At 57.2% G+C, this 22,095-nt stretch carries 21 protein-coding genes and 1 tRNA gene; 10 read left to right on the forward strand and 12 right to left on the reverse strand.

Annotated elements, in window-relative coordinates; all coding sequences use genetic code 11:
* Positions 1-108 precede the first annotated feature (108 nt).
* Genes KQI82_RS01100 through KQI82_RS01115 form a run of 4 tightly spaced genes read left to right on the forward strand, consistent with a single transcriptional unit; the run spans position 109 to position 4,360 of the window.
* Entirely contained in the window at positions 109-2,100 is a 1,992-nt protein-coding gene (locus tag KQI82_RS01100) for a TRAP transporter permease (RefSeq protein ID WP_216557499.1), read from the forward strand.
* A gap of 21 nt (positions 2,101-2,121) precedes the next feature.
* Complete coding sequence (gene dapA / locus KQI82_RS01105; RefSeq protein ID WP_216557502.1) at positions 2,122-3,018, forward strand: 4-hydroxy-tetrahydrodipicolinate synthase; 897 nt, start codon at positions 2,122-2,124, stop codon at positions 3,016-3,018.
* A gap of 22 nt (positions 3,019-3,040) precedes the next feature.
* A complete protein-coding gene (locus tag KQI82_RS01110; protein WP_216557505.1) occupies positions 3,041-3,967 on the forward strand; it encodes a dihydrodipicolinate synthase family protein in 927 nt (308 codons plus the stop codon).
* A gap of 36 nt (positions 3,968-4,003) precedes the next feature.
* Positions 4,004-4,360 carry a VOC family protein gene (locus KQI82_RS01115; protein ID WP_216557508.1) on the forward strand — a complete coding sequence of 119 codons (357 nt, stop codon included), beginning with the start codon at positions 4,004-4,006 and terminating at the stop codon, positions 4,358-4,360.
* A 222-nt stretch (positions 4,361-4,582) separates the two neighbouring features.
* Here KQI82_RS01115 and KQI82_RS01120 read toward each other — a convergent pair whose 3' ends face one another.
* On the reverse strand, positions 4,583-5,431 hold the full coding sequence (locus KQI82_RS01120) for a creatininase family protein (RefSeq protein WP_216557511.1): 849 nt from the start codon (positions 5,429-5,431) through the stop codon (positions 4,583-4,585).
* Positions 5,432-5,687: 256 nt separating this feature from the next.
* On the opposite strand from KQI82_RS01120, the gene vanR reads away from it, so the two are divergent.
* The 5 genes from vanR (at position 5,688) to vanT (ending at position 11,461) form a co-directional block, all read left to right on the forward strand.
* Complete coding sequence (gene vanR / locus KQI82_RS01125; protein WP_216557514.1) at positions 5,688-6,380, forward strand: VanR-ABDEGLN family response regulator transcription factor; 693 nt, start codon at positions 5,688-5,690, stop codon at positions 6,378-6,380.
* On the forward strand, positions 6,373-7,473 hold the full coding sequence (locus tag KQI82_RS15920; protein WP_241426580.1) for a sensor histidine kinase: 1,101 nt from the start codon (positions 6,373-6,375) through the stop codon (positions 7,471-7,473). The genes vanR and KQI82_RS15920 overlap by 8 nt, the downstream gene beginning before the upstream one ends.
* Before the next feature lie 129 nt (positions 7,474-7,602).
* A complete protein-coding gene (vanG, locus tag KQI82_RS01135; protein ID WP_216557517.1) occupies positions 7,603-8,652 on the forward strand; it encodes a D-alanine--D-serine ligase VanG in 1,050 nt (349 codons plus the stop codon).
* Positions 8,649-9,392 (forward strand): D-alanyl-D-alanine carboxypeptidase family protein, encoded by a 744-nt coding sequence (locus KQI82_RS01140; protein ID WP_216557520.1) that lies wholly within the window; start codon positions 8,649-8,651, stop codon positions 9,390-9,392. Before vanG ends, KQI82_RS01140 begins: the two co-directional genes overlap by 4 nt.
* A complete protein-coding gene (gene vanT / locus KQI82_RS01145; RefSeq protein ID WP_241426581.1) occupies positions 9,389-11,461 on the forward strand; it encodes a serine racemase VanT catalytic subunit in 2,073 nt (690 codons plus the stop codon). The genes KQI82_RS01140 and vanT overlap by 4 nt, the downstream gene beginning before the upstream one ends.
* A 67-nt stretch (positions 11,462-11,528) precedes the next feature.
* Here the strand turns inward: vanT and KQI82_RS01150 are convergent, their stop codons facing one another.
* The 7 genes from KQI82_RS01150 to KQI82_RS01180 form a co-directional block, all read right to left on the reverse strand.
* Positions 11,529-12,218 (reverse strand): MgtC/SapB family protein, encoded by a 690-nt coding sequence (locus KQI82_RS01150; protein ID WP_216557523.1) that lies wholly within the window; start codon positions 12,216-12,218, stop codon positions 11,529-11,531.
* Positions 12,219-12,229: 11 nt separating this feature from the next.
* Positions 12,230-12,907 carry an MgtC/SapB family protein gene (locus tag KQI82_RS01155; RefSeq protein WP_241426582.1) on the reverse strand — a complete coding sequence of 226 codons (678 nt, stop codon included), beginning with the start codon at positions 12,905-12,907 and terminating at the stop codon, positions 12,230-12,232.
* A 118-nt stretch (positions 12,908-13,025) separates the two neighbouring features.
* Entirely contained in the window at positions 13,026-13,838 is an 813-nt protein-coding gene (locus KQI82_RS01160; RefSeq protein ID WP_216557529.1) for a histidinol-phosphatase HisJ family protein, read from the reverse strand.
* Positions 13,839-13,853: 15 nt separating this feature from the next.
* A complete protein-coding gene (locus KQI82_RS01165) occupies positions 13,854-15,353 on the reverse strand; it encodes a Na+/H+ antiporter NhaC family protein (protein ID WP_216557532.1) in 1,500 nt (499 codons plus the stop codon).
* A 155-nt stretch (positions 15,354-15,508) separates the two neighbouring features.
* Complete coding sequence (locus KQI82_RS15925) at positions 15,509-15,568, reverse strand: OapA N-terminal domain-containing protein (RefSeq protein ID WP_216633585.1); 60 nt, start codon at positions 15,566-15,568, stop codon at positions 15,509-15,511.
* A 184-nt stretch (positions 15,569-15,752) separates the two neighbouring features.
* Positions 15,753-16,874, reverse strand: coding sequence for an aminotransferase (locus KQI82_RS01175; protein ID WP_216557535.1), 1,122 nt, complete (start codon positions 16,872-16,874; stop codon positions 15,753-15,755).
* A gap of 25 nt (positions 16,875-16,899) precedes the next feature.
* Complete coding sequence (locus KQI82_RS01180) at positions 16,900-17,919, reverse strand: ornithine cyclodeaminase family protein (RefSeq protein ID WP_216557538.1); 1,020 nt, start codon at positions 17,917-17,919, stop codon at positions 16,900-16,902.
* Positions 17,920-18,057: 138 nt separating this feature from the next.
* Here KQI82_RS01180 and KQI82_RS01185 point away from each other — a divergent pair, with 138 nt between their 5' ends.
* Positions 18,058-18,834, forward strand: a complete 777-nt coding sequence (locus KQI82_RS01185) for a nitroreductase family protein (protein ID WP_216557541.1) — start codon at positions 18,058-18,060, stop codon at positions 18,832-18,834.
* 297 nt (positions 18,835-19,131) lie between these two features.
* On the opposite strand, the gene KQI82_RS01190 is transcribed toward KQI82_RS01185, so the two are convergent.
* The 4 genes from KQI82_RS01190 to KQI82_RS01205 all read right to left on the reverse strand — a co-directional run bounded on the left by KQI82_RS01190 (position 19,132) and on the right by KQI82_RS01205 (position 22,088).
* Positions 19,132-20,517: an ATP-binding protein gene (locus tag KQI82_RS01190; protein ID WP_216557544.1), complete on the reverse strand. Its 1,386-nt coding sequence runs from the start codon at positions 20,515-20,517 to the stop codon at positions 19,132-19,134.
* A gap of 117 nt (positions 20,518-20,634) precedes the next feature.
* Positions 20,635-20,710 (reverse strand) — tRNA-Gly (locus KQI82_RS01195).
* 37 nt (positions 20,711-20,747) lie between these two features.
* Positions 20,748-21,458, reverse strand: a complete 711-nt coding sequence (locus tag KQI82_RS01200; protein ID WP_216557547.1) for a hypothetical protein — start codon at positions 21,456-21,458, stop codon at positions 20,748-20,750.
* Positions 21,459-21,497: 39 nt separating this feature from the next.
* Positions 21,498-22,088 carry a lactate utilization protein gene (locus tag KQI82_RS01205; protein ID WP_420908119.1) on the reverse strand — a complete coding sequence of 197 codons (591 nt, stop codon included), beginning with the start codon at positions 22,086-22,088 and terminating at the stop codon, positions 21,498-21,500.
* Between the last annotated feature and the right edge of the window lie 7 nt (positions 22,089-22,095).

Genomic DNA, 22,095 nt, shown 5'->3' on the forward strand with positions numbered 1-22,095 from the left:
CCGCGCTATGGCGTGCACAGGTAAAACATAGTGTCAATATTCGGAGGGAAGGCCCTCCTTCCCTCCGAATACCGCCGTGCTGATCCACACAATGAAAGGTGAATCCATATGGCTACAGAAAACAAGGAAAGGCTCTCTGTGGGAGAGCACATCCGGAAGACGCTGATCCGGGAAACGCCCCGCGCAACTGCTGCGGTCTGGGCAACCCTTGCATATTTGCTCTTTCAGCTTTACCGAACCTTTATTGATCCCCTGCCTCCATTGATTCTTCGCCCCATCTATGTCTCTTTTACCGGCCTTATCTGCTTTTTATATAATCCCGCGAAACGAGATGGAAAATCAAAGTTTGTGAACATTGGAAATACCGCCATAGACTGGTTCGTTTTTGTAACCTTTCCCTATCATATCTGGTATACGCTTTCCCAGTACAGCCGGATCCTGAGGCGCATCCCCTTTTTGGATCCCGTCCTGCTGGTGGACAAGGTGGAATGCGTGCTGCTGGTCGTTATGATCATTTGCGCCATCTACCGCACTGTGGGCAAGGCCCTGACCGTCTTCTGCCTGGTGTTTTTGGCCTACGCGTTTGCCGGCCGCTATCTGCCGGGAATCCTCCATTACGACGGCATGACCTTTGAGAAACTGGTGGATCTGCTGATCATGGGGAATAACGGTATTTACGGACAGGCAGCAGGCGCCGGCTCCGGGTTCTTGTATTGGATCATGGTCTTCGGCGCGCTGTTCGCCACCTGTGGAGGCGGCGAGGTCCTGATCGATCTTGGCATGAGTCTTGGGTCCAAGTCCAAGGACAACTCCGGACCCGCCAAAGCCGCCGTGATTTCCAGCGGCCTGATGGGCATGATCTCCGGCAGCGCCGCGGCCAATGTGGCCGGTACCGGAGTTATTACCATCCCCTTGATGAAAAGCGTTGGCTATGAGCCGGAGGAAGCAGGAGCGATTGAGTCCTGCGCCTCCACAGGTGGGCAGATTATGCCTCCCATCATGGGCGACGGCGCCTTCATTATGGCGGAACTGCTGGGCATTTCCTATCTGAAAATATGCGCGGCAGCCACATTGCCCGCCTGCATCTATTACATGGCCATTTTGCTTCTGGTCCATCTGTTGGCGAAAAAGCGGGCGAAACTTACCAATTACAAGCCCATGCAGGTCAAGTCAAAGCCAATCCTGCCCAGGCTTTACCTGCTTTCTCCCATCCTTGTCCTGATGATTGTCATCGGCATCGGATACACATTGCAGCGCGCCGCCCTCTGTGCGATCGCCGCGGTTTTGATCATCAATATCGTCAGCCCCCAGATGCGCCATGGCCCCCTGTATATCGTCGACCAGCTCCTCAATGCCACAAAGCTTTCATCCGGCATCTCCCAGCCAATTAACGGCTGCGGCATCATCATTGGCATTGTCACCATTTCCGGACTTGCCACACGGCTCTCCGGCGTGATCACCTCCTTGGGGGACAGGGGATTAATGTGGATCGGTCTGATAATTGCCATGATCGGCTGTATGTTCCTTGGCATGGCGCTTCCCACTGTGGCCGCCTACCTGACGGCATATGTCCTATTTTACCCCACGCTGCGGGCCATGGAGATTTCGCCTTTGGCCGCCAATATGTTTTTGTTCTATTTCGGCATTTTCGCGCAGATTACGCCTCCGGTCTGCGTGGCTTCCTATACCGCGGCAGGCATCGCGGACGCCTTCCCCTGGAAGACCGGATGGAAAGCATTCAGCTTTGCGCTGTGCGCAATTCTTGCGCCGTTCGTATTTGTGTATCAGCCCGGTATCCTGATGGAGGGCAGCCTGTTCGATATCATTCATGACACGGGTATCCTGGCCATGGGCACCATATTTTTGACCACGGGATTAGCTGGCTATATTTTTATTCCCTTTAAGGCCTGGGAGCGGATTGCCATGGTGATCGCGGGCGTCTGCACCTGTATCCCGGAGGCCATCAGCGACTATATCGGCATTGCCATCGCTGTCGCCATCATCGTGGAGCAGGTGATCCGTCGAAACAGAAACAAGCACAGCGGGGACAATTCCCGGGAAACGCAGGAATCCCCGGTTTCCACAGCCGCTCCAAATTAGAGGAAAGCGAGGAGGAAAGATATGTCCTTCAAACCGCAGGGGATCATCGCCGCCATGGTAACATGCATGCATGACGATGAAAGCCTTAACACAGAAGAGATTCGGCGTCAGGTGGAGCGCCATATCGAAGCCGGCGCCAACGGTGTTTTCTGTCTCGGCACAAACGGCGAGGCGTATATTCTCAGTGAAGAGGAAAAAATCACAGTCATCAAGACCGTGGTCGACCAGGTCAATGGCCGGGTGCCCGTCTATGCAGGTACAGGAATGCCCGGGACCAGGGAAACCATCCGGATGTCCCAAATCGCGGCGGACTGCGGCGCGGATGTGCTCAGTGTGATCAGCCCCTATTTTGCCGCCATCTCTCAGGATGAATTGACCAGCCACTACACAGTTCTGGCAAAAGCAGTGGACCTGCCGATTGTACTGTACAACATGCCCGCCCGGACCGGCAATAACCTGGCGCCGGATACGGTGGCCAAGCTGAGCCAGGTGGACGGGATCGTCGGCATCAAAGATTCCAGCGGCAACTTTGACAACATGCTTCAGTATATTGAAAAAACAGACAGCTCATCTTTCAGTGTACTGTCCGGAAATGACTCTTTGATCTTTTGGAATCTGCTGGCCGGAGGCTGCGGAGGAATCACTGCCGTTGCAAATATTTACCCCCACGTCATGGTTTCTATCTACCAGAATTTTAAGAAGGGGGACTTGGAGGCCGCCCGGGCCGCACAGGAATCCATCCGGCCCATCCGGAACTGCTTTAAATACGGAAATCCCAATACCATTACAAAAAAAGCTACCAATCTTGCAGGATTTCCGGTGGGGCCCTGCCGAGCGCCTTTCTGCGGGCTTAGCAATGCGGCTGTCAGCGCGATCGCCGAAACGCTGGATGCGGATAAGCGGCGCGGGATGAACTGATTTTCGGAAAGGATATGGAAAGATGAAAGGAAAGACGGAACCGCGCGGTGTGATTGCAACCGTGATCACACCCTTTGACGAGGCCGGCAATATCGACTATGAATCCCTGGAGAGGGAGTTTCAGTGGGGCCTTGATGCCGGGCTGACTGGATTTTTAGTGCCCTGTGGCGCCAGCGAGATCAAATACCTGACGCTGGAGGAACAGATCAGTCTGTTCACCACCGCGAAAAAAATCTGTGGGGATCAACTGTTCCTGATGCCCAACCTGCCCGGGCCCACAGAAAAGGAACTGGTGGAGCAGAGCAAACTGTATCTGGACCTGGGAGCCGACGGCCTCAATATCAATACGCATTGGAGCCCCCGCAAGGGTCCTGCCGAGGACTATATCAAACTGGTCCAGGCGGTGGATGCCCTGCACCCGGACTTTCTCTGTCTGCAGGATGACGACCTCGAGAGCGGGGATGGCATCCCGGTGGAGGTGGCCGCACGGTTATTCAATGAACTGGAATCTGTGCGCGCACTCAAATGCGACCTACAGGTGGCCAACCGAAAATGCACGGCGCTGAAGGCCGCCACCGGCAACGAGATGCTGTACTACGGCGCGGATGAGAGCCATCACTCCCTGGAAGGATATGACCGCGGGCTGGATGGGCTGATGCCCTCGGGCATGTTTGAAATCTTCAGCAACATCTACAAGCTGTACCATAACAAGAGCCGGGAAGCTGGTGCGAGGCTGTTCTTTGATTCCCTGCCCTGCGTCTGTTTCACCCGCCAGCCGGGACTCAACCGCATCTACCACAAGTACTACATGAAGCGCACCGGCGTGTTCAAAACCACCTACAGCCGAGATCCCCAAGACAATTACGATGCGTATACCACCCGTTACCGTGAGGAAATGATTACCCGAGCCCTGGATATTGCCGCTCACATAGACGAATATTGGAAGTAACCTGCCAGGAGCCTGGGATGGCTTTGAGGTGTCTTTATGAAAAGCAAACCTATTTACGAGTTGGCGCATATTGGAATCAATCTGGGAAGCGAATCTGAGGCCCAAAAAACAGCGAGTCAGTTGGCGGACCTGTTCGGGCTGGAAATCAAATCGGGAAGCAAGTCCTATTTTGCAGGGGCAATGTTTGAGTGCATCCGCATCCCATTCCGGGGGACCAACGGCCACATAGGACTTCGGGTATCCAATATGGAACAGGCGCTGGCGGACCTGAAGGCGAAGGGCGTCCAGCTGGACATTGACGGAACCGCCGAATATAACGCGCGGGGAGAACTTGTAAATGTCTATCTGCATGATGAAATCGGCGGATTTGCGGTTCATTTGATGAAACAATAAAAAATGCGGAGCATCTGCGTAATTGCGCTGGTCCGTCAGAAGCCGGCCGTGTAAAATCTGTCGTATAGGAAAAGTTTTCCGAAAACCAATGGGGCGGCGTTTTCCCTTCCGCAGCCCTGTTCGCACTCATCCTTCATCCACTGTATTTTAAAAGAGGAAGCACGCCTTTTGCGTGCTTCCTCTTTTAAAACTTTTTCTCCCATAGGCCGCCGGCCCCGCCCATCAGAGCCGTTCTCCGCCCGGCAGATTCAGTGCCAGCGCAAGGGCCCGGGCAAGGCACGCGTGGTGCCGCTCCGCGTCGTAGCGGAGGTACGCGCTGAGCGCCGGGTCGCCGCAGTAGCCCTGGGGAATCAAATCCCGGTCCTCCCGGTTTCCCGACCGCCACTTTCCGATCTGTTCTCCCCGTAGCTGCGTGGGCTTCAGGGAGGGGATCGCCGTCTCGCGCACCAGCTCCGGAATCAGTTCCCGCATGGCGGCCGTCTCAAAGGCGCCGGCGTGGACGTCAAACCCGTCCGATCCCTCCCGCTGAACCGTATAAAAGTCCTCTTCCTCAAAATGCAGCACAATTGCAAAGTCCTCATCTCCCCGGAGCCCCCTGCGGGAAAGTTCGTTTTCATAAACCGGCCAGTAGGCCCGGAGGGAAAGCTCCTTATTGGCCGACCGGACGGCCTCCATCATGGCCTCCTGGTGGAAATTGTCGCCGTGTACGTTGAAAAACACGACCCGCTCAAAGCCTGCTCTGTCAAGGCTCTCCAGTATTTCCTTCACCAAGCGGACGATGGTCTCCCTGCTGGCCGTAAAGGAGCCGGGAAACTGTCGGGTCAGCGCCTGGATTCCGCCCCAGTAGAATGGCGGCGCCACCAGCGAGGAGATGCCCTCCCGCTTCCAGGACTCCATAACCGCAAAAGCCTGGATGACCGACGTATAGATATCGGTGCCCAGGGGGAGATGGGGCCCGTGGGCCTCCACCACACCCACAGGAAGCAGCACAACCGCCCGGCGGCGGGCGGCCTCCTCCACCTCTTCCCACGTCATCCCAAGCATGGTCTGCTCCAAAAACATCTGACTCATCGTGTTCCCTCCTGTAGTAGTTTTGCCTTCCCCTCCATCCAATCGGCGGCCCGGCCATGGCAAGGGCGGTTCATTTCCGCAAGCCGAAAAACAGGTTTGCCTTTATGATAGCACAGCTGTTTCCCATTTGCACGCAGCCTTTCAGAAAACCCGGCCCCTCAAGCCCAACTTTTGAAAACGATTGTGGTTTTTCTCCTCCGGCGGTATAATGGGACATATGCTGCTCAGTGCATGCAATCCGATGGAGGAATGAGCCATGGCAGAGATTTTGATTGTTGACGATGAGGCGGCCATTGCCGATCTGGTAGAGGTCTATCTGAAAAACGAGGGGTACGGCGTCCACAAGTTCCACAACGCCGCGGACGCCCTTGACTGTGTGGAGCACACGGAGCCGGACCTGGCCATTTTGGATGTGATGCTGCCGGACATGGACGGCTTTGCCCTGTGCCAGAAAATCCGGGAGAACCACCTCTTCCCCATTTTGATGCTCACCGCAAGGGTGGAGGATATGGACAAGATCATGGGACTCACCTTAGGCGCCGACGACTACATCACCAAGCCCTTCAACCCGCTGGAACTGATGGCCCGGGTCAAGACCCAGCTGCGCCGCTACACCCGCTACAATACGGCCTCCGCGCCTCAGGAGGAGGCCACGGAGTATGATGTTCGCGGACTTCAGATCTCCAAAGCCACCCACAAGTGCAGCCTTTTCGGCCAGGAGCTGCCGCTGACCCCTCTGGAATTTTCCATCCTCTGGCACCTCTGTGAGCACCGGGGCAAGGTGGTGTCCAGCGAGGAGCTCTTTGAGGCCGTCTGGGGTGAAAAATACATGGACAGCAACAATACGGTTATGAGCCACATCGCCCGGCTGCGGGAGAAGATGCATGAGCCCAGCCGCAAGCCCAAATTCATCAAGACCGTGTGGGGGGTGGGGTATACCATTGAGTAGGAAGGGAACCTATCGCAGCCAGCTGTCCAACAGCCTGATGCTGCAATACTTGGTCGCAATGATCGTATTTGTCGTGGGCTTTGTGGGCTTTGTTCTGGTTGGCTGGCGGGTCTGCAACTCCATCACCTGGCATGGGGATGAGCTGTTATACAGGCCCCTCCAATGGGTCAGGGAGTATATTCTGCTGGTGGGGGGGCTCTGCCTCATAAGCGGATGGGCCGTAATCACCTACTTCTTTTTCCGAAAGCCTCTGCGCTATTTGGACGAGGTGATCGCCGCCGCGGAGCAGCTGGCCCAGCCCACCGACGCGGCCATTGTGCTGCCGCCGGCCATGCAAAACGTTGAGGACGAACTGAATCTGGTCCGTCAGCAGGCCCTGCGGGACGCCCAGGCGGCCCGGGAGGCGGAGCAGCGAAAAAATGACCTTGTGGTCTACCTGGCCCACGATCTCAAAACGCCCCTGACCAGTGTAATCGGTTATCTGACGCTGCTGCGGGACGAGCCCCAGCTCTCCGACGCGCTGCGGTGCCGCTACACCGGCATTGCCTTAGACAAGGCGGAGCGTCTTGAGGACCTAATCAACGAATTTTTCGACATCACCCGCTTCAACCTGACCCACCTGGAGCTGGAGACCTCTCCCGTGGACCTTACCCGCATGCTCCAGCAGGTGGCCAGTGAGTTTGCGCCCCAGTTCGCTGAAAAGCAGCTCACCTGCCGCCTGGATCTGCCCCGGTCCCTGGTCTATGACTGCGATCCGGACAAGCTGGCCCGGGTCTTTGACAATCTGCTGCGCAACGCCTTTTACTACAGCTTTCCGGGGACGGCCGTGGAGATCACGGCCCGGCAGGAGAAGGGGGAGATCGCGCTCTCCTTCACCAATGAGGGCAAGACCATTCCCGCAGAGAAGCTTGAGCGCATTTTTGAGCAGTTTTTCCGGTTGGACGCCGCCCGGACCAGCCAGACCGGCGGCGCGGGCCTGGGACTTGCCATTGCCCGGGAGATTGTAGAGCTTCACGGCGGGCGCATCCGGGCTCACAGCGCGGATAACCGCATCACCTTTGACATTCTTCTTCCCGGCAATGCCCAGCCGTAAGAAAATCGCAAGAATTGCACAGGAATTTTTCAAGGATTCCTCAGGAAATGACACAGATATCCATCGCCTTTCTTTGTTACCATTCAGGTGACAAGGAAAGGCGATTTTTTTGCAAGGAGGTACTCTCAGATGACACAAAAAACCATTCTTGTTCTCTTTGGCGGCTGCTCCGACGAGTACGGCGTATCCCTCCAGTCCGCCTACGCGGTGCTGACCCATATGGACCCCCGGCGGTACCGCCCCCTGGCGGTGGGCATCACCCGGGACGGAACGTGGCTCCTCTACACCGGACCTCTGGAGGCTCTGCCGGAGGACTCCTGGCAGGAGGACCGATCCTCCTGCATTCCCTGCACCCTGCGCCTGGACCGGCACAGCCACGCCCTTTTGCTCTTGGATGGCAGCGCCCGGGCCCTGTCCTTTGACCTGGCATTTCCGGTGCTCCATGGAAAAAACGGCGAGGACGGCACCGTCCAGGGGATATTCGAGCTCTCCGGAGTCCCTCTTGTGGGTTGCGGGACGCTCTCCAGCGCGCTGTGCATGGACAAGGACCGATCCCACAAAATAGCGGCCCTGGCCGGCGTGCGGGTGCCCCGCAGCGCGGTTTTTGACTGCGGCGCCCAGCTGCCGGCAATCCGCCAGGCGGCCTCCGGGCTTGGCTATCCGCTCTTTATCAAGCCGGTGCGGGCCGGCTCCTCCTATGGCGTCACCCGGGTGGAGGAGCCGGGGCAGCTTGGCCTCGCGGCGGCCCAGGCCTTCTCCCACGACAGCCAGATTCTCATGGAGGAGGCCGTCCCCGGCTTTGAAGTTGGCGTAGCGGTGCTGGGAAACCGGGAACTGACTGTGGGCCTGGTGGACGAGATCGAGCTGAGCCAGGGATTTTTCAACTTTGAGGAGAAGTACACCCTGAAAACCTCAGCCATCCACTGTCCGGCCCGCATCAGCGCTCAAAAGGCCGCGGAGCTTCAGGAGACGGCCCGGCGCATCTACAGAGCCTTGGGCTGCCGGGTCTTCGCCCGGGTGGACCTGTTCCTCACGCCGCAGGGAGAGATTGTGTTCAACGAGGTCAACACCATCCCCGGCTTTACGGCCCACAGCCGCTATCCCACCATGATGGGAGGCATCGGACTGAGCTTCACAGACCTGGTGAGCCGCCTGATCGAACTGGGGGTGGAGCGATGAGGACCGTCACCATCACAAGGGACCGGCTTGGCCGGGGGCCGCTGATCCTGGTCAACCGCAGTCATCCCCTCCGGCCCGCTCCGCCGCCGGAATGCGTCCCGGTGGACTCCCGGTGTCCGGCGGTGGCGCTGGAAAAGCAGGCCGCCGCCCTTTTGTCGGCCTGCATCCAGTCGCTGAACGGCGGAGCGCAGATCGTCCCCGTGTCCGGCTGGCGCAGCGCGGAAGAGCAGCGGCGCATCTGGGACGAGACTCTCCACCAGGAGGGGGAGGCGTTCACGGCGCAATACGTGGCCTATCCCGGGTGCAGCGAGCACCAGACCGGTCTGGCCGTCGACCTGGGCAGGGCCGCGCCCCACATTGACTTCCTCCGTCCGGACTTCCCCTATCACGGCATCTGGGGCCGCTTTCGCGCCGCGTCGGTAAAGTACGGCTTTATTGAGCGTTATCAGGCCCATCAGACCCACCTGACGGGAATCGCGGCGGAGCCCTGGCACTTCCGGTACGTGGGCGCTCCCCACGCCGCGCTGATGACGGAGCAGGGCCTGTGCCTGGAGGAGTATTCCGGCTTTCTGGCCCAGACGCCCCGGCGCTGCGTCCTGGATAACGGCAGGGCCGTGGAGGTCCGCTATGTCCCCTGCATGGGGCAGGAAACGGAGATTTCCCTGCCGGAAGAGGGTTGCTGCCAGATATCCGGAGACAACGCCTCCGGTTTTGTGGTGACGGTATGGGAGGCGGGATGATGAAACAGCGCAGCTCCCATGCCGCCCTGGACCTCTTCCGGGTGGCGGCCGCCGTTCTGGTGGTGGCCATTCACACCTCCCCCTTAACAAGCTATACGCAGGCGGGGGACTTCTTCCTCACCCGCATCCTTGGGAGAGTGGCGGTGCCCTTTTTCTTCATGGTCAGCGGGTACTTTCTCGCTCAAAAGGGCTGGGTCTCCACCAGGTCATTTCTCAAAAAGACTCTGGCGCTCTATGGTGGCGCAGTGCTGCTCTACCTGCCCCTCAACTGGTACCAGGGCGGCTTTTCCCCGTGGGAGTGGGTCAGGCGGCTGCTGGTGGAGGGCACGCTCTACCACCTGTGGTATTTTCCCGCCCTGGTTGTGGGTGTTCTTCTTGCCAAGGGGCTTCTCCGCCTAAAGCTGCCTTTGGCCCTTACCGGGGCGGCTCTTCTCTACCTTGTTGGACTGGGCGGAGACAGCTACTATGGTCTGGCGGTTCAGATTCCCGGCTTAAAGGCCCTCTATGACGGCGTGTTCCAGCTCTTCTCCCACACCCGCAACGGCCTTTTTTTCGCGCCGCTGTTCCTGCTGCTTGGGGCGGTGGGCATCTCGCTCCGGCCCGCGGTCGCCGCCGCGGGGCTGGCATCCTCCTTTGCGGCCATGACAGCCGAGGCGTTTTTGCTCCGCAGCTTTGGCGTACAGCGCCACGACAGCATGTACCTCTTTCTGCCTCTGTGCATGGTCTTCCTGTTCTCCCTTCTCTTAAGCGCGAACAGCGGAGAAAACCGGACCGGCCGCCGCCTGTCCGCGCTGATCTACCTGCTGCATCCTTGGTGCATCGTACTGGTCCGGGGCGGGGCAAAAGTTCTCCGCCTGAATGGTCTGCTGATAGAAAACAGCCTTTTCCATTTCGCCGCCGTACTGACGCTGAGCTGCCTGCTCTCGGCGCTTATCCTCCTGCCCCGCCGGCCCCGAAAGGATGCCCGTGCCTGGCGGGAGATAGATATCGGCGCCCTTGAAACCAATGCAAAGGCCCTGCGCTCCGTCCTGAGCCCCGGCTGCCGGTTGATGGCGGTGGTCAAGGCCGATGCCTATGGCCACGGCGCGGTTCCGGTGGCCCGCGCCCTTCAGCGCCAGGGCATCCGCGAATTTGCCGTGGCCTGCCTGGCGGAGGGGGTCGCTCTGCGCAGGGCGGGAATCCGGGGGACCATCCTGATCCTTGGGTATACCGATCCCACGGAAGCGCCCCTTCTCTTCCGCTACCGCCTGACCCAGGCGGTAGCCGACCTCTCCCATGCCCAGGCCCTTTCCGCCCGGAAGCTGCCGCTCCATGTCCACGTAGCCGTGGATACGGGGCTGCACCGCCTGGGCGTCGACGCCGGAGACCACGAGCAGCTGGCGCGCCTTTATCGGCTCAGGCACCTTCGTGTTGACGGAACCTTCTCCCACTTAAGCGACTGCGACAGCCTCTGCAAGGAGGACATGGAGCGCACCCGCTCTCAGCTGGAGCAGTTTCAGGAGGCAGTGGACGCCCTGCGCTTCATGGGCTGCCGTCCGGGCAAGGTCCATATCCAGTCCAGCTATGCGGTTTGGAATCTTCCTCCCCAGCGCTGCGACTATGCCCGGATTGGAATCGCGCTCTACGGCGTCTACAGCAGCAGCTCCGCCGTGTACCACCCCCTGGCGCTGCAGCCGGTGCTGTCCCTGAAAAGCCGCGTTGCCTCGGTGCGCACCCTTGACGCGGGGGAGTGGGCCGGCTATGGCAAGGTCTTCCAGACCCGGCGGGAGACCCGTTTGGCCACGGTGTCCATCGGCTACGCCGACGGTCTGCCCCGGGACCTGCCCCAGCGGGGCGGCACGGTTTTGATTCACGGCCAGCGCTGCCCCATGGTGGGCAGGATGTTCATGGACCAGCTGCTGGTGGATGTGACGGACTGTGCCGATGCGGCGGCCGGCGACGTGGTAACGCTCATCGGCCAGGACGGCCCCCACTGCATCTCAGCGGAGCGGCTTGCCGTCTCCTGCGGCACGATCACCAACGAGCTGCTCTCCCGCCTTGGGCAGCGGCTAACGCTCATCGTGCGGTGATGCGCAATGCGGCGGAGACGTGTTTTTCCGTCTCCGCCGCTATTCTAAGCCAGACCGCTCTCAGACGCTATACCTCTTCCGCTAAGAGAACGCCCTCGGCCCTGGCGATTTCCTGAAGGATGCGGCCGTGGTCGGAGCCCTTTCGCGTCTGCAGCGTGAAAATCGCGCAGGCGCTGTTGGACTCCCCGCCCTTTTTGGTGATCTCCGCGTCCACCACTTTGACGCCTGAGGTATGGCAGTGCTCCATGATCCCCGTGAGGCAGGAGGGGCTGGCGTACTCCACGTATACATTGATCTCCCGCACGTTGCGCAAAAGGCGATACTCCAGCCGGGAAAAGAACACCTCCGCTACCAGCACCAGCACGGTGGCATAGAGAGCCCCTTCGTAAAAGGCGGCGCCGCAGCAAAGCCCCACGATGGCCGCCACCCAGAGCCCGGCGGCGGTGGTCAGTCCCCGCACCCGGCGGCGCTTGGTCATAATAATGGCTCCGGCGCCGATAAAGCTGACTCCGGCGATGACCTGCGCCCCCATCCGGGCCACATCGGTGGGGTATCGCATGACCACATATAAGTACTGTCCGGTGGCGGTGGTCATAGCGGCGCCCAGGCAGATCAGGATGTGGGTGCGGAATCCGGCTGGGCGGCGCTTGTGCTCCCGCTCGATGCCGATCAGTCCGCCGCAGAGCACCGCCAGCACAACCCTTGCGCTGATGCCCCATAAGTCCATTCCCCGAAGGGAGGAAAAACACTCCAGCATGGCTTCTCCTTTCAGATCTCGTCGATGGCATAGACATCCGGGCAGCAGGACAGGGATGTCACCAACTGGGTATGGGACTGCTTTTTGGGCAGATAGAGATAGAATACCGCGCTGGAATGCTGCAGATGCCTGTGGTCCATGGACCGCTCGATCTCCACATCAAAAATCCGGATGCCTCTGGCCTTGATTTCGCTGATGAACTCCCCCATCCGCTCCAGGGAGACGAACTCCACGTAGAGGTTCATGTTCCGGGAATTGGCCATGGCCAGGTCCTCAATGCAGGGAAAAAGCCGGATGCTGAGGAAAATGGCGACGAAGCCCAGAAGCATGCATTCATAAAAACCGGCACCGATGGCAAGGCCCATGCAGGCCGAGGCCCAGAGCCCCGCCGCCGTGGTCAGACCCTTCACCTCCCGCTGTCCTGTCACAAGGATGGTGCCGGTGCCTAAAAAGCCGATTCCGTTGATGACTTGGGCACCAAAGCGGGTGACGTCGGTCTTCACGCCAACGGCGTCGAATGCATCCGCCCATTCGGTGCGCAGCATCAATTCCTCGTATTGGCTCAGCACCATGGTCAGCGCCGCGCCCAGGCAGACCAGCATATAGGTTCGAAATCCCGCCGGACGGCGCTTATGCTCCCGATCCATGCCGATGATTCCGCCAAATACCACCGCCAATGTCAGACGCAAACATACAGACGCCGTATTGAGTTCTCTCAAATACTCCAATTCTTCCATTCTGTCATCCTTTCCGTCAGAGTATACCGGGGAAAAAGGCCCGCGGCAGACATGCTGCCGCGGGCTTATCTCAAAGCGGAAGGAAGACCGGCTGGTGTTTTTTGTAGATGCAGTAGTACTTGAATCCCGCATCCTTTAAAATCTCGCCGGCAATATCAAAGCATCCTCCAATCCGCTCCGGGAAGTGCGCGTCAGAGCCAAGGGTCACCAGCTCGCCGCCCAACTCCCGGTAGCGTCTGAACACGTCGGCGCCGGGACTGGAGTCCCGCATGCCGATGACCAGGGATTTCGTGTTCAGTTCCAGAGCCTTGTTTTTCCGGATGGCCGTTTTCAGCAGCTCATCCAGAATGTCTCCATACTGGCGGTAAGTGAAGCCCTCGTTCTTCCCGGGAATATCCCGCAGGACAAAGTCCAAGTGCCCGATGGAGTCAAATCCATCCGTCAGTGTGATATTATCCAACTCCGTCTGGAAGTATTCCCGGACGGCCTCCTCCTTGGACCGTCCCTTGTATAGAGTCTGGTCCTCCGTATCCCGCCCGCTGAAGCAATGGGTGGAGCCGATGACATAGTCAAAGGGATACTGGCCGTACTCCCGGTTATGCCGCTCCACCAGATGGGGCTGAAGTCCAAACTCAATGCCGATCAGCATCTCAATCCGGTCGGCATAGGCTGCCTGAACCTCCTGGAGCTTCTTCAGGTAACTGTCCACATCCCCTGTTTCGGACAGCAGATAGATGCTGTGCCAAGGCGGGTAGTCGTAGTCCTGATGGTCCGTGATGCAGATCTGCTTCATGCCGCGGCGGATGGCCCGCTCCACCTGGTCTTCTATGGGGGTGTTGGAGTCGCTGGAAAATGAGGTGTGAATGTGAATATCTGAATACATGTTGTTGTCTCCCTGTTACCGCTGTAAGGTCTCTTCCTTCAGCTTCTGGGCCTCTATCTGCTTGGCGGTAGGCTTGGTCTTCATGCCAATTCCGGTGAAGGCGTAGAAAATAGCCAGAATCCATACAATCCAGCTGAAGAAGGAATACTTCAGGAAGGTCAGGTTGGAGGAGAACAGCACTCCGGCGTATAGGATACCGGAAGAGGTCCACGGGAAGAAGCCGGAGCAGCCGGTGCCGAAGTCCTCCAGTGTTCTGGACAGGTTCAGCGTATTGACGCCCATCTCCTCATACTTGCTCTTGAACATGTTGCCGCCTAAGAGCAGCGCCACGGTGGAGCTGCCGCCCACCATGATCAGCACCACCACGGAAATGCCGGTGGTCAGGATCAGGCTGCCGGTGGAGTGGACAAAGCCCATCAGGGTGTCCAACAGCACATCCAGGCATCCGCACAGTTCGGCGATGGCCGCAAAGTAGAAGCACAGCCATGTGGCCACAAAGGTCTTATTCATATCGGAAATTCCGCCGCGCTCCAAAAGCGTCTTGGCCGCCTCGCTCATGGTTTCCACGTTGAAATTGGGGTGAGCTGCCAGCACCATGTCGGAGCTGAAGCCGCTGTAGAGCACATTGATGCCGTCGGCCGGGGAAAAGCCCTGATAGAAGATGCCGATCAGGATGGAAATAAATCCGGAGCCGAACAGGATCAAAGTGGTGGGCTTTTTGGTGAGGGACCCCCAGAGGATAAAGATGACGGGGATCAGCAAAATCACGTTGAACTTGAACATTTCACTCAACGTGGAAAGCAGCGCCGTGGTGGTCTCGTTGGTAACGCTGCCGGTGGTGTGGGTCGTCAGTCCGATGATGATGTAGATGATAATGGAGATGGCAGCGGCAGGGACCACGGTCTTTGCCATGTGGGCGATGTGATCAAAGATATCATTGTCCGTGGTCAGAGACGCCAGAACCGTGGTATCGGACAGCGGAGACAGCTTGTCGCCGAACTGGGAGCCGGCGTAGCAGGCGCCAGCCACCAGACCCAGGTTCACGTTGTCCATGGCCATGGCCAGTCCCATCATGGCAAGGCCGGCGGTGGATGCGGAACCGTTGGAGGTGCCGGTCACGGTGGAGAAGATACAGCACAGCAAAAACGCGCACAAGGCGATCCACCGGGGACTGACGATTTGCAGGCCGTAGTAAATCAGCATGGGCAGCGTACCGGAGAACATCAGTCCGCCTAACATAAAGCCGATGGCCAGAAGGATCGTGATCACAGGCACCGATTTGCCGATTCTCTGTCCCACGGCGGCTTCCATCTCTCCCCAGGTGTAGCCGCAGCGTTTGGCGATGAACGCGGCATAGGCGCCCACAACCACCATCAAAGGCACGTAGTTCAGGCCATAGGCAGCGCCCAAGCCAAAGCAGATGAGAAGGAATATGATGGCCGAAATGGCCTCTAACTTTGTGGGCTTGCGCTTTTCACGCGGCGCTTTTTTCTCTTTCTCTTTTTTGTCTGACATTTGTTTTCCCTCCTGTAATAAAGTTTTATATTACAACTTTCCGAAAACAGCACAGCCGGCTGACCAACCCCGGCCCGCTTTTACCGGAAAAATTGCACACACAAACAGCGTCTGCCGCCAGAGGCCTTTCATCGCCTTTCCCAATAACAAGCAAGTCAGGTGCCAAAAAGTACACATAATAAAACTTTATGTCTTTTGGGCAAACTCCCCCAAATTCACTTATTTATTTTAGATAATCTAACCGTAACCAATCAGAATGCATTATGTCAGAAGGGGGTCATTATAAAAATTTATTGACAGTATTTTAGGATTTTGACACAATATTTGTCAAAATTGACATTTTCTTCTCCGAAATTTTCATATAACTGCATAAAACTGTAAAATTTTCTGCCGGTTTTGTTAAAATTGTGTCAAGAACTCATGAAGCTCCGCCAGACCGGAGCGCAGCACCTCCGGATCAATGGCAAATCCCAGCCGAAGGGACTTGGGCTCGTCGAAGCAGTCCCCGGGCACCATAAAGGTCCCGGTCTCCTCCATCAGTCGGCGGCAGAAGGTGACTGAGTCGATATCCATATCGTAGTGCAGCAGCGCCGTGGTACCCGCCTGGGGATAGAGATAGGAGATATGAGGCTCGCCCGCCACCCAGCGGTCCACAACGGGCAGGTTTTCGGCGATCAGCCTCAGGTTTTTCTCCAGCAGCTTGTCCACATGCCTGAGGGCCAGCGCCGCCACAGCCTCGTCAAAGAGGCCGCAGCTGATGAGCGTATACTCCCGATGGGAGGCACAGGCCTTCAGAAGCTCTTTGCTCCTTGTGGCGATCCAGCCGATGCGCAGACCGGCCAGGGAGTAGGCCTTGGACATGCTGCAGGTGCTGGCGCCCTTCTCGTAAAGGTCAGCGATGCAGTCGATCTCCACGCCCTTGGGGCGCATGGGCAGATACACCTCATCGCTGAGCAGATACGCGCCGCAGGAGCGGGCGATCTCCACCACCTCCCGGAGCATGGCGTTGTCCATCAGGGAACCGGTGGGATTGTCCGGATTGTTGATGCAGATCAGCTTGGTCTTCTCCGTCACCATGGACCGCAGCTCCTCTATGTCCGGCAGATAGTTGTTCTCCCTGCGCAGGTGGAGGATGTCCACCTTGGCGCCAAGCGAATCCGGGATGGAATAGAGCTGCTGATAGGTGGGCTTAACGGAAATCACATGGTCTCCCGGCTCCACAACGGCGGAAATCAGCAGATGGTTTGCGCCGGAGGTGCCATGGGTGGGGATGATGTGCTCTGGGGAGAGAGTACGATAAAGTCCGCACACGCCCCGGAGAAAATCCGGGTTTCCGTTGATGTCACCATAGGACAGCTTCCGCCGGGAAAAGTCCCGCCAGAACGCCTCCAAATCCTCCCCCATCATCTGAAACAGTTCCTCTATCGTCACTGGCACGGCGCTGGTCTTGGTGATGTTGTACTTTACTTTTGTCTCGTAGGCGGTCAGCCACTGCTCCACCTGAAATGCGTCGATTTTCATTTTCTGTTCCTGCCTTTCAATTTACCTACAGCTCCGCTGTGACGCCGAGGCGGCGTTCCTTTGCCCGCTCCACCGCCACCTTGGACACCACCAGGTCCTGAAGCGCGATTCCGGTGGAATCAAAGACCGTGACCTCCTCCCTGTCGGTTCGTCCGGGCAGCGCGCCTTCAATGAGGTCTCCGATCTCCCCCGCAATCTCCTCCGGGCCCAGATGGCCCTGGCGGATGGCCATCTCACACTCACCCACGGAGACCGCCTGGGTCAGATCATCCACAAAAATCCGGGCGTCCCCAAGGATAGCCCCGTCCAGCTCCTGCTTGCCGGCCATATCCGCGCCCACGCAGCTGAAATGAGTGCCGGGGCGCACCCACTCCCGCCGGATCAGGGGCTGATGGGACGGCGTGGCGGTGACAATCACGTCGCTGCGGCCCACGGCCTCCTCCAAATTCTCCGCGGCGGCAATGATGTAGGGCTCCGCCCGCCCGCCGTTCAGCAGCTCCTCTACCGCCTGCCGTATGGCGTCCAGGCGATCCGCGGCCCTGGACGGGCTGCGGGGGCTGCACAGCTCCACCGTGTCGATGCCCGGCATGGCCAGCAGCACAGCCGCGATTTGGTAGGGCGCCTGGGCGCCTGTCCCCACCATCAGCATCCGCCGGGAATCCCTCCGGGCCAGATACTTGGCCCCCACGGCGCCCGCCGCGCCGGTGCGCATCCCTGTGACCGCGCCGGCGTTGAGCAGCGCCACAGGCACGCCGGTGGAATCGTCAAACAGCAAGGTGGTGCCGAACAGGGCCGGCAGGCCCTTCTTCTCATTGTCGCCAAACCAAGACACCATCTTCAGGCCATATATCCCGCTCCGGGCCAGGTGGCCGGACTTGATATCCAAATCCGCCCGCTCCGGTTCAAACACGTGGCAAATCAGGGGAAAGAGACAGCCGGCTCCGGTGGATTTCTGGCAATACGCCTCTTCCACGCCGCGGATGGCATCGGACATGGTAAGCACCCGGCCGATCGTCTCCTGAGAAAGAATCAAAACTTCAGACACAGCATATGCCTCCCTCTTTTTACTTGATACCGCCACAATATCATAAAAATTGCGCAAGCGCAAACGCGGATCCGCATTGCGTCCTCCGCCCAAAGCGGCTATAATGGCTTTATCAGGCAGGAAAAGAGGAGGATGCATATGATTCAGATTGACCGCGGTCTTTGTGTGGGATGCGGCCTGTGCGCCGACATCTGTGAGTTTCATGAGATCTCCATGACAGAGGAGGGGCCCGTCTTCCTCAACCAGAGCTGCTGCGGCTGTGGGCACTGTCTGGCCGTCTGCCCCCAGTGCGCCGTCTCCATGCCCCAGTGCGACATGGACTCGGTTCAGGAGTACGACCCCGGAACCTTTGACGTGGAGCCGGAGCATCTGCTGAACATGATCCGCTTTCGGCGCAGCACCCGAAAGTTCCAGAGCCGCTCCGTCCCCCGGGACGCAATTGTCCAGCTGCTTCAGGCCGGGCGCTACAGCCCCACCGCCTGCAACAATCAGGACGTGCGCTACGTGGTGGTGCATCGGGAAATGCCCTCTGTGCTGGATCAGCTCTGGGATGGTTTTCTGGTCCATGCGCGGGACATCGGCGACCGGGAGTTGGAGGAACGCTGCCTCCAGTACCGCCAAACCGGCGCGGACACCCTGACCTATGGGTGCAGCCACCTCATTTTTATCCTCTCCGGCCGGCAGCTCAACGGGGGGATTGCGGCCTGCTCCATTGAGCTGATGGCCCATGCCATGGGGCTTGGCGCTTTGTACCTTGGATACGGCGAGCGCGCCGTGGCGGCGTCGCCGGAGCTGCAGCGCTATCTGGGGCTGTCGGAGGAGTGCCGGCTCTGCGCCATCCTGTGCGTCGGCTACCCGGCGGTGACCTGGCACCGCACTGTGCCCCGCAACCCTTTACAGGTCACCTGGCGCTGAGCCGCGCAGAACCTAAAAAAGAGAAGGTGTTTTGTCATATGACAAAACACCTTCTCTTTTGCCTCTACTGTGCAAAATCGATAACCGTACCTCACGTCTTCTTCGTAGTAGAGCCAAGTGAATCAGCTCTTTCATGGAAGTACAGGAAAAACTGTCCAGTTATAAAGTCTCCTCAAAGACGGAGATTCACACCAAACAGTTTTTTCAGCACCGTTACAAGTATTCATAACAATAAGTCCAAAAGACCATATAAAACAAAAGATTCATGGTAGAAGCAAGCGCATATTGCATACATAATTATTTGACTCTTTTTAACCGCCATGCAAATGCAGGGCCTCGTTTTCCAGGAACCGGTTCTAATAAGCCTTGATCTCGTAGCCGCCAGAAGACTCTCTTCATAGCGTTTTCAGACTTTATACCGGTGATTTCTCTTCCCTTACTATTATTGATCTCAATATTGCTCTTCATAAATTCCATAACTATCTCTTCGGGTGAAGCAAGCCGTTCATGCCGAATAATTACAATAACAGAATTATCTTTTTCAAAGATCTCTGGAACTCGTAGCCTGAGTTTTGTCATGGCTTCAAAGGCCGTATTCAGGCCTTCCCCTACGTCTTTATTAGGGGGATCAGGAAACTTATTAATAATTCTTACAATTTTTGGATTGCGTGCGGACTGCTCATTTAAAATATTCTGAACAGTAACGTGTCCCGGTAGTTTTCCTGGGCTTTCTACTTCAATCCTATTATCGAATATTCTTATTTGAATATCTGTTGCAATACTATAATCTCTATGAATAACAGCGTTGGTTATGATTTCATGTAAAGTTTCCTCAGGATACTGTATTGCTTCGAAACCTTCACCAAGCTTTTTCATACTTTCAATGATTTCTTTTGTGGTGCGCACAGCCGAATATATCTGATCATATGCACACCCTTCAATTGATAACGGCTGAGTAGCTAACATATCTCTATCTGCAATTCCAGAGGTCTTATAGCGAAAGACTTTAATAGCGGATCTTTTAGGTAAAGTAATTTGCGGCTCTTCAGCAAACAAAAGAATTCCTGCAACAGTTGGTACATTTTCTTTACAAAGCTTTTGCTTTTGAATCCATGTGTGTTTTTCTACATTAGGAATTATAGCCGACATGAAATCCGCAAATATTTTAGATTCTGTTAAATCAGTAATGGATGATTCTGCTACCGGTTCGTTTTCAAATTGAACAATACCTTTATCTAATTCAAGGCGGCGTAGTTTTTCTGGTGTGTCAACAGGAAGCTTCTGCGCACCCCTGCGAATATACGGTATATCATTCGTAGCAAAAACAATACTGCCAGATTTCATAATCGAAATTTGGATAACAAATGTATGTAATATAGGGTGCTCTAAAAAACTAATATCATAATTATTGGCAAGTGGGGTAAGTCCATCTATCATTTGAACAAATGCATTGGCATCTTCGATTTTCTCAAATCCATTCCAAGTTCGTACGCCATTATTCTTGTCGAGTTCTTCAATTCCTAAATAAATATCTCCACCACTTGCATTGGCAAAAGAAGAAATACACTCTGACAATTTACTTGGACTAATTCGTCTTCCTTTTAAATCGTTAAAGTGATCTTCGGACATATTAAGTATTTTTTCAATTTCCTTTTCGGCAATAATTGTAGACTTAAAGTTCACGTGTTCTCCTCCAACAGCTGTGAGTATATCGAGTAAAATACTCACAATTTATAAGCTAAATTATTTTTACAAAAATAAGAGTCAGGTAAGCCACAAGGGATCACCTGACTCTCTTTTTGGAGCGGGCGACGAGGCTCGAACTCGCTACCTCCACCTTGGCAAGGTGGCGCTCTACCAGATGAGCTACGCCCGCACAGCAAAAATGATTTTAGCAGACGTTTCTCAATTTGTCAAGACAGATTTTCAATTTCATCCGTTACTTCTTCCGCATTTGCAGACGGAGTCTCCTCTTCCGGCGCAAAGGAGCCGTCCAGCACAAACTCGATCAGCCCCACATCCGTCTCGCTGGGGTAGTAATAGGCGCCCCAGGGCGGGTCCTCCTCACTCAGCCCCTGCTGGGACCGGAGTTCGGAGAGCATCCGCTCCACTGTGGCCTGTTCACCGTTGAAATAGCCGATCCGCACCGCCAGCTCCGTCTTGCCCTCCCGGAGGGCGGCGTTCAAGAGCTCCGGCAGCGCCGTTGGGCTGGTGGCATTGACCACCGACTGAATCTGCTCCGCCGTTCGGCGGTAGCGCACCGACACAGTGATCTCATAGTAGCCCCGCTGGGCCTGGCTTGCGGAGGTGATGTACTCCACCGCGTAGGCGCCCATGGGCGTTTCCTGCTGGACCTCGCTGGAGGCCTGCTCCAGCGCCTCGGACACAGTCATGTCGTCCTCATAGTCATAGAGGCGGATGACAGCGTTTTCCGTGTGCTGTCCCACTAACAGCAGCAGATCGTTCACCAGGTCCTGATAGTTCTCCGCCCGCAGCGTATCGGCCTCACTTTCCCAATACCGGCTGTTGTGAGGCTCCACGGAGCTGAACTCCCGCTCCAGGAGGGAACAGCCGCCAAGCAGCAGGCAAAGTGCCAGCAGCGCCGGCATTCCACGTGTCTTCACGCCTGTCCCTCCCTTGCGTAATCTGTCTTCACCAGCGGATCAATAGCCCAGTTCCTCATCCACCAGCACGACCTCGGTCTCCATGCCGGTCATGGGTTCCCACAGCACCACCAGCGCCCGGCAGATCCGGCCGGGGCCGGCGCAGTCGTAGCACCGGTCGCCCTTGGCGGCGCAGGGGGTCTTGGCCCCCAGGCGCTTGGCGTTTTTCGGCGCGGCGATGTTCCGCGCCCGCCACAGCGCCTCCTCATATGTGGGGGCGATCTTATTCCGCCCCACCACCAGATAGACCTTCTCGTGGCCGAACAACGACCCGGCCACCCGGTTTCCGCTGCCGTCGATGTTAACCAGCTCCCCAGTCTCCGCCAGGCCGTTGACGGAGGTCAGATACACCTGAGTGGTCATGGCCTCCCTGCGCAGCTCCGGCCCGCCCTTCCAGTGCCAGACCACCTCATTGTGGCTGCCCAGGGTCTCGTAAAGGCCCATCTCCTGCAGTGTGACAGACCCGCCGAATCCCACCGTCTTACCGTCGATGGATTGGTTCAGGTAGTCCGCCGCCTCGGCCGCCGTACCAAACCGGCTCACCGCAAAGCCGCGGCTTTTCAGCGCCTTGCTCACTTTGTCAAACATCATGCCATCC

The organism is Dysosmobacter acutus (assembly GCF_018919205.1).
Lineage (GTDB): Bacteria > Bacillota > Clostridia > Oscillospirales > Oscillospiraceae > Oscillibacter > Oscillibacter acutus.